This window comes from Pseudomonas sp. NPDC088414 (assembly GCF_044753325.1).
Lineage (GTDB): Bacteria > Pseudomonadota > Gammaproteobacteria > Pseudomonadales > Pseudomonadaceae > Aquipseudomonas.
In genome coordinates this window covers 17,316-30,476 of sequence record NZ_JBIVMY010000007.1, presented here as the reverse complement: position 1 = coordinate 30,476, position 13,161 = coordinate 17,316, and the positions used below count along the sequence as shown (strand labels likewise).

General features: G+C 61.1%; 9 protein-coding genes. 5 read left to right on the top strand and 4 right to left on the bottom strand.

Features of this window, described 5'->3' with window-relative positions; all coding sequences use genetic code 11:
- The first annotated feature begins 44 nt into the window (after positions 1-44).
- The 4 genes from ACIP8I_RS09570 to cmoB all read left to right on the top strand — a co-directional run bounded on the left by ACIP8I_RS09570 (position 45) and on the right by cmoB (position 3,016).
- The gene (locus ACIP8I_RS09570) at positions 45-437 is read left to right on the top strand and encodes a protease inhibitor I42 family protein (RefSeq protein WP_007964468.1); all 393 of its coding nucleotides are present in this window, start codon (positions 45-47) and stop codon (positions 435-437) included.
- A gap of 2 nt (positions 438-439) precedes the next feature.
- On the top strand, positions 440-1,075 hold the full coding sequence (locus ACIP8I_RS09565; RefSeq protein WP_400760529.1) for a lysoplasmalogenase: 636 nt from the start codon (positions 440-442) through the stop codon (positions 1,073-1,075).
- Positions 1,076-1,283: 208 nt separating this feature from the next.
- Positions 1,284-2,063, top strand: coding sequence for a carboxy-S-adenosyl-L-methionine synthase CmoA (gene cmoA / locus ACIP8I_RS09560; protein ID WP_400760527.1), 780 nt, complete (start codon positions 1,284-1,286; stop codon positions 2,061-2,063).
- Positions 2,060-3,016 carry a tRNA 5-methoxyuridine(34)/uridine 5-oxyacetic acid(34) synthase CmoB gene (gene cmoB / locus ACIP8I_RS09555; protein ID WP_400760525.1) on the top strand — a complete coding sequence of 319 codons (957 nt, stop codon included), beginning with the start codon at positions 2,060-2,062 and terminating at the stop codon, positions 3,014-3,016. The genes cmoA and cmoB overlap by 4 nt, the downstream gene beginning before the upstream one ends.
- Positions 3,017-3,142: 126 nt before the next feature.
- Here cmoB and tadA read toward each other — a convergent pair whose 3' ends face one another.
- On the bottom strand, positions 3,143-3,640 hold the full coding sequence (gene tadA, locus ACIP8I_RS09550) for a tRNA adenosine(34) deaminase TadA (protein ID WP_400760523.1): 498 nt from the start codon (positions 3,638-3,640) through the stop codon (positions 3,143-3,145).
- Complete coding sequence (locus ACIP8I_RS09545) at positions 3,640-5,016, bottom strand: multicopper oxidase family protein (RefSeq protein ID WP_400760521.1); 1,377 nt, start codon at positions 5,014-5,016, stop codon at positions 3,640-3,642. The genes tadA and ACIP8I_RS09545 overlap by 1 nt, the downstream gene beginning before the upstream one ends.
- Before the next feature lie 226 nt (positions 5,017-5,242).
- On the opposite strand from ACIP8I_RS09545, the gene ACIP8I_RS09540 reads away from it, so the two are divergent.
- Positions 5,243-9,874, top strand: a complete 4,632-nt coding sequence (locus ACIP8I_RS09540; RefSeq protein ID WP_400760520.1) for a membrane-targeted effector domain-containing toxin — start codon at positions 5,243-5,245, stop codon at positions 9,872-9,874.
- Positions 9,875-9,956: 82 nt separating this feature from the next.
- Here the strand turns inward: ACIP8I_RS09540 and guaA are convergent, their stop codons facing one another.
- A complete protein-coding gene (gene guaA, locus ACIP8I_RS09535) occupies positions 9,957-11,534 on the bottom strand; it encodes a glutamine-hydrolyzing GMP synthase (RefSeq protein ID WP_003227864.1) in 1,578 nt (525 codons plus the stop codon).
- Between the two features lie 100 nt (positions 11,535-11,634).
- Positions 11,635-13,104, bottom strand: a complete 1,470-nt coding sequence (gene guaB / locus ACIP8I_RS09530; protein WP_400760518.1) for an IMP dehydrogenase — start codon at positions 13,102-13,104, stop codon at positions 11,635-11,637.
- Positions 13,105-13,161 lie beyond the last annotated feature (57 nt).

Here is a 13,161-nt window from a genome sequence, read left to right as displayed (position 1 = left end):
AGTTATGCTCGCCGTTCGTCGTCAACGCCGGAGCCACTGAGCCTATGTCCGCCACTCGCCTGTTTGTCCCCCTCGCCCTCTCTTTGCTGGCCGCCTGCGCCACGCAGCCAAAACAGAACGTGACCGTGGAAAACCAGAGCGAATGCCCCGTGCAGTTGACCAACGGACAAAACCTGATCGTGATGCTGCCGAGCAACCCCACCACCGGCTACCGCTGGGCCATTCAGGATTCGGCCGGCGGCGTGCTGCACGCCCTCAGCCCCGAGGTCTACAGCAGCCCGAAAGATTCCGGCATGGTCGGCGCAGGCGGTTTCTCCACCTGGCGCTTTCAGGCTTTCGCCACCGGCACCGGGCGCCTGCGCCTGACCTCGCAGCAGCCGTGGGAACCGGAAGTTGAACCGGCAGAAACCTTCGACTGCGCCATTTCGGTGAACTGATCGTGGGCTGGCTGATTCTGGCGCTGATGGGCGCGGTGACCTTTGTCTATGGCGTGAGCACCCATGCGGCGCTGCTGTGCCTGTTGGTCAAACCGTTGCCGGTGCTGGCGCTGCTCGGCTGGCTGCACGACGCGCCACCCAGCGACTATCGACGCTGGATCAGCCTGGGACTGATTTTCTCTGTGCTCGGTGATGTGTTGCTGGCGTGGCCGGGTGATTTGTTTGTGTTTGGCCTCGGTGCGTTTCTGGTCGCGCATCTGGCGTACCTCAAGGCTTATCTCAGCGATTGCAAACGGCTGGCGCTTTTGCCGCTGGTGCTTGCGCTTGGCGTTGGCGCGGTGCTGCTGGGGTTGCTGATTTCCAGCGGTCTGGGGCCGTTGCTGGTGCCGGTGGTGGTCTATGGCACGGCGATCAGCGCGATGCTCTGGCGCGCCCTCGCTCGCCTCGGCACTGACGTGCCAAAGCGCTCGGCGTTGCTGGCGGCGGCGGGTGCACTGACCTTCGTGTTTTCAGATAGTGTGATCGGCATTGATCGTTTTGTATCGCCATTCCACGCGGCGCCGTACGTGATCATCATCAGTTACTGGCTCGGACAGTGGGGGATCACGGCCTCCGCGTTCTCCAAAAACCCCCACTAACCCCTGTGGCGAGGGAGCTTGCTCCCGCTGGGTTGCGAAGCGACCCCAAAATCGCCACACGAGATACTGCAGGTATATCCGGTAATCAGGTTTTGCGACTGCTGCGCAGCCGAGCGGGAGCAAGCTCCCTCGCCACAGGTGTGTGCTTAAGGCTTGCTTGCGGCGCTTTATCAGACAACCCAAGCATCCCAGCTCCAGTTTGGCTAAAATGCCGGCCTTTTCCACCGACACCGCCGGAACCGCCGTGAGCAAAGAACCCGATCGCATTTTCGCCCAGCCGATGGCCCAGGTGCCTGACTTCGCCTTCAACGAGGACGTGGTGCGGGTGTTCCCGGACATGATCAAGCGCTCGGTGCCGGGTTATCCGACCATCGTCGAAAACCTCGGCGTGCTGGCGGCGCAGTTCGCACAACCGAACAGCGTGCTGTACGACCTCGGTGCTTCGCTCGGCGCCGTGACTCAGGCCCTGCGCCGTCATGTGCGCACCGACGGTTGCCGGGTGATCGCGGTGGATAACTCGGCGGCGATGGTCGAACGCTGCCGTGAATACCTCAATGGTCAGGATTCGATGTTCCAGGAGTTACTGCCGGTCGAAGTGATCGAAGGCGACATTCTCGCGCTCGAGTTCAAACCGGCCTCGGTGGTGGCGCTGAACTTCACCCTGCAATTCATCGCCCCCGAGCAGCGCACTGCGTTGCTCTCGCGTATCCGCCAGTCGCTGCTGCCCGGCGGCGCGCTGATTCTGTCGGAGAAGCTGCGCTTCAACGATGCCGTAGAACACGCGCTGCTCACTGATCTACACGTCGCGTTCAAACGCGCCAACGGCTACAGCGAACTGGAAATCGCCCAGAAGCGCAGCGCCATCGAAAACGTCATGAAGCCCGACAGCCTCGAAGAACACCGCGAACGCCTGCTGGCCGCCGGGTTCTCGAAAGTCGTGCCGTGGTTCCAGTGTCTTAACTTTGCCTCGTTGATTGCCTTGCCATGATTGATCTGTCCCCCCTCGCCCGCCGTCTGGCCGGTAGCCCGCTGGCCGACTGGGCCAACACCCTGCAAGGGCAACTCGACAAGAAAATGGAGAAAGGTCACGGCGATCTGGAGCGCTGGCAGAGCGCGCTGGACGCGTTGCCGAAACTCCAGCCGACTGAAGTCGATCTGCTCAACGGCCTGAAACTCGACACCGACTGCGACGACGAAACCCGCGCGCAGATGCGCACCGCGCTGATGGGCCTGTCGCCGTGGCGCAAGGGGCCGTTCGACCTGTTCGGCGTACACGTCGACACCGAATGGCGCTCGGACTGGAAGTGGTCGCGGGTCGCCCCGCATCTGGATCTGAAGGGCAAACGCATCCTCGATGTCGGTTGCGGCAACGGCTACTACATGTGGCGCATGCTCGGCGCCGGTGCCGACAGCGTGATCGGCGTCGATCCGAACTGGCTGTTCTTCTGCCAGTTCCAGGCCGTGCAGCGTTATCTGTCCGAGCCGAATGCCTGGCACCTGCCATTCCCGTTCGAAGACCTGCCGCCGAACCTCGAAGGCTTCGACACAGTGTTTTCGATGGGTGTGTTCTACCACCGGCGTTCGCCGATCGAGCATTTGCTGGCGCTGAAGGATTGCCTGGTCAAGGGCGGCGAACTGGTGCTGGAAACGCTGGTGGTTGAAGGCGACAAGCATCAAGTGCTGGTACCGGAAGATCGCTACGCGCAGATGCGCAACGTGTGGTTCCTGCCATCGGTGCCGGCGCTGGAATTATGGCTGCGCCGCGCCGGGTTCACCGATGTGAAGTGTGTGGACGTCAGCACCACCACCGTTGAAGAACAGCGTGGTACCGAGTGGATGAAGTATCAATCGTTGAGCGACTTCCTTGATCCCGAGGATCACAGCAAGACTATCGAAGGGCTGCCGGCGCCTATGCGGGCGGTGATTGTGGCCCGTAAGTAAGCCTCTCAAACACCGCATAACCTTGTAGGAGTGAGCCTGCTCGCGATAGCGGTCTGACAGTCAAAGCAATGTTGAATGTCAGACCGCTATCGCGAGCAGGCTCACTCCTACAGTTGGGGGTGGTGTTTATTCAGTGGTTTTTGCTCGGCGAGCACGGAAGAACTCGGTCAGCACCGCGCCACACTCTTCGGCCAGCACCCCGCCCTCATACAACACCCGGTGATTCAAAAAGCCCTGGGTAAAGAACTGTCCCTGACTCTGCACGATCCCGGCCTTCGGCTCCAGCGCGCCATACACCACACGGGCAATCCGCGAATGCACGATCAGCCCGGCGCACATGCTGCACGGCTCCAGCGTCACGTACAGCGTGCTGCCCGGCAGGCGATAGTTATTGATGGCCTGAGCGGCGGCGCGGATCGCGACCATTTCCGCGTGGGCACTCGGGTCGCTGGTGGTGATCGGGCAGTTGAAGCCGCGACCAACAATCGCGCCGTCCTGCACCAGCACCGCGCCGACGGGCACTTCGCCCAGCGCCGCGCCCTGCTCGGCAAGGGCCAGGGCTTCGCGCATGAAATCGCGGTCACGACTACGGTCGATGATCGCGGCGGGGCGAATCTGGCGCATCACTTCACCTCGATGGCGGCCATCAGGCCGGTTTCCATGTGATCGATCACGTGGCAGTGGAACATCCACACCCCCGGGTTATCCGCCACCAGCGCCACTTGTGCACGCTCGTTCTTGCCCAGCAGATACGTGTCGGTGAAGTACGGCGTGATCTTGTGCCGGTTCGACGCAATCACCTTGAAACTCATACCGTGCAAGTGGATCGGGTGCTGGTACTGGGTCATGTTCTTCAGTTCGAAGATGTAGCTCTGGCCCAGCTTCAGACTGGCAATCGGCCGATCGGCGCAGGTCTTGTCATTGATGTCCCAGGCCTTGCCGTTGATCTGCCACAGGCTCGGCGGCTTGCCGTTGTCGACGTTGACCGACACCGAACCGACCCATTCGAAATTGAAGTTGAGTTTCTCGGCATTCGCCAGATCCGGCTCGGCCACCGGGTTGGCGGGCAAGGCTTTCGGCCACTCGGTCGGTGCATCGTTATTGGCCACCGAGCGCAGAGTCCCCAGGCGTACCGGGCCGTTGCGCAGCGACAATTCTTCACCGGCCGGTGGCGCCTTGATCGCCAGGCAGATACGCATGCCCGGCCCCAGCCAGTATTCCTTGCCCAAGGGGCGCGGCTCGACCGGGTTGCCGTCCAGCGCATAGATCTGCGCTTCGACGCCGGGGATGTTGATGCGATACGTCAGGGTGTTGTCGAGGTTGAGCAAACGCACCCGGGTGATCTGCCCCGCCGGCAACTCGATCACCGGCGATGGCACGCCGTTGATGGTCGACAGCCGCCCCGCCGTGCCGCCACGTGCCGCTTCGCGAGGAATGCTGAACTCGACGAAATTGCCTTGCTCGTCGATGTGCCAGTTCTTCAGGCTCAGGGTCTTTTCGTACTTGAAACCGGTCGGTTCGCGCTCTTCGACGATCAGCGGCCCGACCAGTCCGCGTCCCAGCTCTTCGCTGCTGCTGACATGCGGGTGATACCAGTAGCTGCCGGCGTCCGGCACGCGGAATTTGTAATCGAAGTATTCACCGGGCAGCACCGGCAATTGCGAGACGTACGGCACGCCGTCCATCTCCAGCGGCAGACGGATGCCATGCCAGTGAATGGTGGTCGCCACCGGCAGATGGTTGATGAAGCGCACCCGCAGCCATTCGCCCTGACGCACCCGCAACTCCGTGCCCGGCGCCGACGGGCCGAACGCCCAGGCTTCGGTCTTGTGTCCCGGCACCAGCTCGACGTCCAGTGGCGCCGCGATCAGCTCGTAGTCGTGGCCCGCGTCAGCATCGGCCATCTTGCCCAGCCAGTAGCGCGACGCGCCTCCCGCTCCGACTCCAACGACAACAAGACCGGCCAGGCCACCGAGGATTTGGCGACGGGTAAAGGACATGAACTCAACTACCTCACGTATCTGCTTCGGGCACCGGGCCCGCAAAAGGCAAATACGATACACCTGCAATTGCGAAACAGTAAGGGCAGCGCGGCGGATGGACGCAGTTGCGCCTCGCGCGTACACGATTTCGACTGCTCAGGTGACATAACTATGTAGTGCACATGCATTGAACAGCCGGGCCATCCTGTGCCACCCGTTTCTCAAGGACAGAGAGCCCAAACACATGCCCAACCCGATGCCCAACGCCGCCGACAAGGCCGCGCTCAAGGCGATTGCCGCCACCGTCATCCAGACCTGCCCGAGCCTGCAGGACGCCGCTCGACAGGTCGCCAGCGACTTGCTGATCAAATACCAGGTCCACGGCCTCGACCCGGATCACGTGTATTTCCACCGCTTCGACGCCTCGCAAAGCAGTTCGAAAGCCTTCACCGGCTGGGAGCATGTGCACGCCACGCCCACTTCAAGCATGACCCTGACCCAGTTGGTGATTCACCGCTTCCGCGTCGCCGATCAGGACAACGCCGACCTGCTCGACGTCTATGGCGGTTTCTACACTGCCGGTCCCGATGCCCGCACCTTCGATGAACGCAATGAAGTGCGCCTGCACGGCAACGACGTGCTCAAGGACTTCTGGAGCATCGATTTCAGCGCCCTGTACGACGCTCAACTGAACGCATTCTGGAACACCAGCGGCAGCGACTTTCGTACCCTGGCCAAGTGCAACTTTCTGATCAAAGCACTGCAGGCGCGGGACAAACGCCAATTGAGTGACGAGGACTTCCTGTTCGTCACGCAAGCGGTGATCGGCCCGCTGACCTGGCCAGTCAGCCTGTCAACGCTGCAGGCTCGACATGCTTGCACGAGCAGCGTACGCACGCTGGACCTTGCCGGTTACGCCGCGATCAACGTCCTGCGTTTCGTCGCGCCCAAGGGTCGGCAGATTCTTTACCTGCCCGGTGAAACCGATGCCTTTCAAGTAGTGGAAACCGTCACCGACCTGCACTTCTGGATCCTGCAGCGGATGAACACACCTGCGGCGCGCGAGACATTCCTTGCGCATTTCTCGCTGGCCGACCGGCAGCAGATCAACGCCAGCCTTGGTGACCTGATGAATCGCCTGGTGGCGACATGGGGCCGCTACGATCACTCGCTGATCAATCAGGACAACCGCGCGGTCAGCGGTGACGCCTTCATCTGGCTGAGTGATTCGACCCGCACGGCGATGTTTGCCGAGGCCAGCCTGTCCCTGACCTCCAACGGTGACCTGCGCAAGCAGCTGTGGATCGGCTATCTCAGCGCCGGGGTCAAGGTGTTCGGGCCAATGGCCGTGATCGGCTGGCCAATTGCATTGCCGGTGATCGGCGCCAGCATTGCCAACATGGGGCTGAACATCGATCAGGCGGTCAATGGCAAAACCGCCGCCGAGCGCAAGGCCGGGATTCTCGGCGCAGTCCTCAGCGGCATCGACATGCTGTTCAACCTGTTGGTGCTCAAAGGCCCCGGATCGCTGAAGGAAGTTGGCCCGCAGATTGATGCTGCCGAAGCGACAGAGATGGCTGACCTGATTGAAAGTCAGCCGAAAAATCCGCAGCCGGTGACGCCGCAATCAGTACCCCTGCCCGATTCGCCCGCGACTCCCCACCCGGGCATACCGGAGTCGTTCAGGATCAACCGGGTCTTGGGTGAGGACACGCTGATCAACGATCCCGGAAAATTCCGTGGTATCCACAGACTGGCGTCCAATCCGTCGTCCGCGATCGTGCTCGACGACAATGCCTACTACGTACGCTTCGAGCAAAACATCAACGGTCGTGGCACGTGGGCAATCATCGATCCGACCCGGCCCGAGGCATTTTCAGGTTCGATTCCCGTCCGGATGAACGCCGAAGGAAACTGGGAAGTTGCGCCCAGACCGGGGCTTCGCGGCGGTAGTGATGCGCCCATGATCGCGGGTGCAGGCGCAGCCAGTGAACCCGCAGTCGAACAGTGGGCGCAGACACCCGGCATCCATGTGCCTGGACTCGATGATCCGGCGATGCGCGCCTGGGCGCTCGGCGGCCCGGATCTGCAAGGCCAGTTCCGTCGGGCCTGGACGCTGGGAGGCATCGACATGCACAGTGTGATCCGACCCGAAACCGAAGCAGGCAATGCACTCATTCCGACTGCACATGAGGTCATCTCGTTAAGCGAGTTTGATCTGGCGCAGGAGCAACCGCGTGCGACGCTGATCAGCGATGCCACTGCCTGGTACGAACTGCATCCGCCTGTTCCACGCCCGCCGCTCACGACGCCGGCTCCCGTCGCCAGCCCGAGCGAGCTGCTCGAGTCCGCACTGTCGGAAAAACCCGGGCTGGTCATCGGCGAAAGCCGGGGCAGTATCGGCAGCAAGAAACTGCTCATCGAAGACATGCCCAATCTTGCCCGCAACGGTGTGAAGACCCTGTATCTGCAAGAACTGCTGGCCAACGTCAATCAACTGGATCTGGATGCTTTCGCCCGCACCGGGGAAATGTCCGAGGAACTGCAAAACTATCTGAGCCGAATCGACTTCAGGGCCGGCAATGACCCGGATGGCAAATTCAATCTCATGGCCTTGATCAAAGCCGCCAACGCCCAACGTATTCGGATTCAGGCGATCGACCTGTCGAGCACATACAACATCAACAAAGACTCAATGCAGCCCGTGCCCAACAGTCAGATGGCGCGCAGCTTTTTCGCCAGCGAGGTCATCCGCTTTCATCAGGAACTCAATGGTCCGGGCAAATGGGTGGCGCTGGTCAATCAGGAAAACATGAGCGCCTTCCGCGGCTATCAAGGCATCAGCGAGCAGACCGACGCCTTGAGCGTGCGTATCGATGATGTGGCGCCCGGGCAGGCCCGGAGTATCGGTTCCGACCCTGGCCTGGCGGTGGAGTACGCCGATTACCCCGACTCTCCGGTCGAAGAACTGGCTGGCGGCCTAAGTGACCCCGACAGCATTCAGAACCTGATCAAAGGCGATTGGCGGGTGCAAGTGGAAACGCCTTGGGCGTACCGCCCCCCACAGGACCTGCGAGCACTGCTGCCGGAACCGGGGATGTTCACGTTTCAGCGCTACCGCAGCAGCCTGCTGGTGGTCTACCGAAATGCCGAGCGCCACATGGCCGACAGCGTGATCAGAATGACCCCTGCTGGCCGATTCAATCTTGACACCCCGCTTGCCCCGGCCCCGGACTCGCTGACTGTGGACTCCCTGGATGAATTGAAACAGGCGCTGATCGAAAGAGGCCTGAAGCCGATGGGCTGGCCGCAAGTCAGCGTTGCCACGCTGCTGGAAGACGCTCCGCGTCCGGTCATTCCGCCAAGCTGGCAGGCCAATGAATTGCTGGACGGGATGACTCCGGTCAGCGAGCCAGGAAAATTCCAGGGTATTTATCTGCTCGATTCGAACCCCTCGACCGCCATCTTGATGGATGACACCGCCTATTACGTACGCTATGAAACCGACATCAATGGCAGCGGACACTGGGCGGTCATCGATCCCGAGCATCCCCACGGTTTTACTCGCTCGATCCCGGTACGCCTGAATCCTCAGGGTGAATGGGAAACCATGCCTCGCGCAGGGCTCAGCGGCGGTGGCAAGCCGTCGGCACTGGCCGGATCGAGCAGCCGCAGCCCGGTGGCCGCACTGCCCGCTTCGCAATACGACGTACCTGCACCACTCAAGACGCACCTGGAAGAAGGCGCAGCGGGACTGAATGACGAAGCCCTGCGTGACGTCTATGACAGCCTGAACGAGTTCGATGCCTATCGCGACTTCAAGGCCATTCGCAAGCGCCTGTATCGCGACGCGCTGGATTTTTACAGCACCTTGCGCCTGCCCGAACGTCCTCCCGTGCCAACCCTGGCGGCAGACGCGACAGCCGAAGAGATCATCGGGAAAATCCTTGAACATGCCCGAGGCCTGGTGCTCGGCGAGAGCCACACTGCCATCGGCAGCAAACAATGGCTGATCGAGAACATGCAATTGCTCGCCAGCAAACAGGTGAAGAGCCTGTACATGGAGCACCTGCTGACCGACTTCCACCAAGCCGCGCTGGACGAGTTCTTCCAAACCGGCAGCATGCCGACAAAACTCGAGGCCTATCTCAAGGCGCTCGACGTCGGCAACATGACCGATCCGCTGGAACGCTATACGTTTCTGGAGTTGGTCAAGGAAGCCGGAAAACAGGGGATTCATGTGCAAGCCATCGATTGCATGGCGAGTTACCGGCTCAACGGCATGTACCTGCCTTTGGGCAACGAAACCGCGCGGCAAAAGATGATGAATTATTTCGCCCGCCTGATGATCCGCGCTGACCAGTCCGCACGCGGCGCGCACAAATGGGTGGCGCTGATGGGCAACTCTCACTCCAACACTTTTGAAGGGGTTGCCGGCGTCAGCGAGCTGGAGGAGGCAATCGGCATTCGCGTCGAGGACGTCCCCGAAGGGGCTTCGCGGGGCATCGAAGTCGATCCGGGGAAAATCCTGCCACTGGGCGGTACGGCGCATGATCGTTCGGCGCTGGTCAGAGGCGACCTGCGCCTGCAAATCGAAACCCCCTGGACCGCACACACCATGACGGAATTCGAGACCCTGCTGCCTCGTTACGGCATGTACTCCCTCAAGCAGCAACCCAACATGACATTCATTGTGCATCGCAGCCGCACGGGAGAGCTGGTGCGAACCGTCATCGGCATCGAAGGCAAACGTTTCTACATCGAACGTCCCGGCTGGCCTTCGGTGAGCGGTAAACGCTACCCGAGCATGAAAGCGCTGCTGCAGGCACTGGATGATTTGGGTATGCAACTGGGCGGCTGGTCACAACCGCTGTAACGCAAAAACAGAAAAGCCGTGTGAAACGGATTTCACACGGCTATTCGGTTGCAGCGATCAAGCCTTTACGGCTTGCGTGGGATCACTCCCACTCGATCGTCGCCGGCGGCTTGCTCGACACGTCATAGGTGACGCGGGAGATGCCTTCGATTTCATTGATGATGCGACCGGAAACGGTTTCCAGCAGTTCGTAAGGCAGGTGTGCCCAACGTGCGGTCATGAAGTCGATGGTTTCCACGGCACGCAGGGCCACGACCCAGGCGTAACGACGGCCATCGCCGACCACGCCAACCGATTTCACTGGCTGGAACACCACGAAGGCCTGGCTGACTTTGTGGTACCAGTCGGCCTTGCGCAATTCTTCGATGAAGATGTGGTCGGCACGACGCAGCAGGTCGGCGTATTCCTTCTTCACTTCACCAAGGATGCGTACGCCCAGACCCGGGCCCGGGAACGGGTGACGGTAGACCATGTCGTACGGCAGGCCCAGCTCCAGACCCAGACGACGGACTTCGTCCTTGAACAGTTCGCGCAGTGGCTCGACCAGTTTCAGGTTCATCTCTTCCGGCAGGCCGCCCACGTTGTGGTGCGACTTGATCACATGGGCTTTGCCGCTTTTCGCGCCAGCCGACTCGATCACGTCCGGGTAGATGGTGCCCTGAGCCAGGTACTTGATGTTGTCCAGCTTGCAGGATTCGGCATCGAACACATCGATGAAGGTACGGCCGATGATCTTGCGCTTCTTCTCTGGATCGGCTTCGCCGGCCAGGTTGTTGAGGAACTGCTCTTCGGCGTTGGCGCGGATCACCTTGACGCCCATGTTCTCGGCGAACATGGCCATCACTTGCTCGCCTTCGTGCAGACGCAGCAGGCCGTTGTCGACGAAGACGCAGGTCAGCTGATCGCCGATGGCCTTGTGCAGCAGCGCCGCAACCACCGAGGAGTCAACGCCGCCGGACAGACCCAGCAGCACGTTGTCAGTGCCGACTTGTGCGCGGATGTTGGCGATGGCGTCTTCCGCGATCTTCGACGGAGTCCACAGCGCTTCACAGCCGCAGATGTCGAGCACGAAGCGCGAGAGGATGCGGCCGCCCTGCTTGGTGTGGGTCACTTCCGGGTGGAACTGCACGCCGTAGTAAGCGCGTTCGTCGTTGAACATGCCGGCGATCGGGCAGCTCGGGGTGCTGGCCAGGATGTGGAAGTCTTCCGGCATTTTGGTGACCTTGTCACCGTGGCTCATCCATACGTCGAGACCGAACAGGCCATCGGCGTCGATGTGGTCTTCGATGCCGTCGAGCAGGCGGCTCTTGCCGACCACGTCAACGCGGGCATAACCGAACTCACGCAGCTCGGAACCTTCAACCTTGCCGCCCAGTTGCTCGGCCATGGTCTGCATGCCGTAGCAGATACCGAAGACCGGCACGCCGAGATCGAAGACTGCCTGTGGGCAGCGCGGGCTGTTGGCTTCGTGCACGGACTCGGGGCCGCCGGCGAGGATGACGCCTTTAGGGGCGAATTCGCGGATCGCCTCTTCGTCCATGTCGAACGGGTGCAGTTCGCAGTACACGCCGATCTCGCGCACGCGGCGGGCAATCAGTTGGGTGTATTGCGAGCCGAAGTCGAGGATCAGGATGCGGTGAGCGTGAATGTCGAGGGCCATGATTCAGTCTCGTCTTAAGTAATTCAGAAACAGTCGTGATTCAGAAACAACTCGGGGCTGAATAAAACAGCCCCGGTTGCTTGATGTTTTGCTGGAAGCCTCAACCTACACGGTAGTTTGGCGCTTCCTTGGTGATCTGCACGTCGTGAACGTGGGATTCGGCCATACCGGCACCGGTGATCCGCACGAACTCAGGCTTGGTACGCATTTCTTCGATGTCGGCGCTGCCGGTGTAACCCATCGAGGAACGCAGACCGCCCATCAACTGGTGGATGATCGCGGTCAGGGTGCCTTTGTACGGCACACGGCCTTCGATACCTTCCGGAACCAGTTTCTCGGCGCCTGCCGAGGAGTCCTGGAAGTAACGGTCGGACGAGCCTTGCGCCTGGGACATGGCGCCCAGCGAACCCATGCCGCGATACGCCTTGTACGAACGGCCCTGGAACAGTTCGATCTCGCCCGGCGCTTCTTCAGTACCGGCGAACATCGAACCCATCATCACGCAGGACGCACCAGCGACGATGGCCTTGGACAGGTCACCGGAGAAACGGATGCCGCCGTCGGCGATCAACGGCACGCCAGTGCCTTCAAGGGCAGCGGCGACGTTGGCGATGGCACTGATTTGCGGCACGCCGACACCGGCAACGATACGGGTGGTGCAGATCGAGCCAGGGCCGATACCGACCTTGACCGCATCGGCACCCGCTTCGGCCAGGGCCTTGGCAGCTGCGCCGGTGGCGATGTTGCCGCCGATCACCTGCACTTCAGGAAAATTCTCTTTGACCCAGCGAACGCGGTCGATCACGCCTTTGGAGTGACCGTGTGCGGTGTCGACCACCACCACGTCCACACCGGCGTTGACCAGCGCGGCAACGCGGTCACCGGTGTCTTTACCGGTACCGACGGCAGCGCCAACGCGCAGACGACCTTGATCGTCCTTGCTGGCCAGCGGGTAAGCCTTGGCTTTTTCGATGTCTTTGACGGTCATCATGCCTTTGAGGGCAAACTTGTCGTCGACGATCAGGACTTTTTCCAGGCGGTGCTTGTGCAGCAGCTCGCGGACTTCGTTCTTGTCGGCGCCTTCACGCACGGTGACCAGACGCCCTTTAGGCGTCATCACTTCACGTACGGTGGCTTCCAGACGGGTTTCGAAGCGTACGTCACGGGAGGTAACGATGCCGACCAGGTCGCCATCGTGCAGCACCGGAACGCCGGAAATGTTGTGCATGCGGGTCAGTTCGAACAGATCACGAACCGTGGCGTCAGCCTCGATGGTGATCGGATCCTTGACGACGCCGGCTTCGAACTTCTTGACCTTGCGCACTTCGGCAGCTTGCTGCTCGATGGTCATGTTCTTGTGGATAATGCCGATGCCACCTTCCTGAGCCATGGCGATTGCCAGACGGGCTTCAGTGACGGTGTCCATGGCGGCAGAAACCAGAGGAATGTTCAGCTCGATGCCACGGGTAAGGCGGGTCTTGAGACTGACTTCGTTAGGAAGCACCTCGGAATAACCGGGCACTAGGAGAATGTCGTCGAATGTCAGAGCTTCTTGGCTGATACGCAGCATCGCGGGGGCTCCCGAGCGGGAAAATGGAAGCGCGCCATTATAGTCAGACACCCCCTG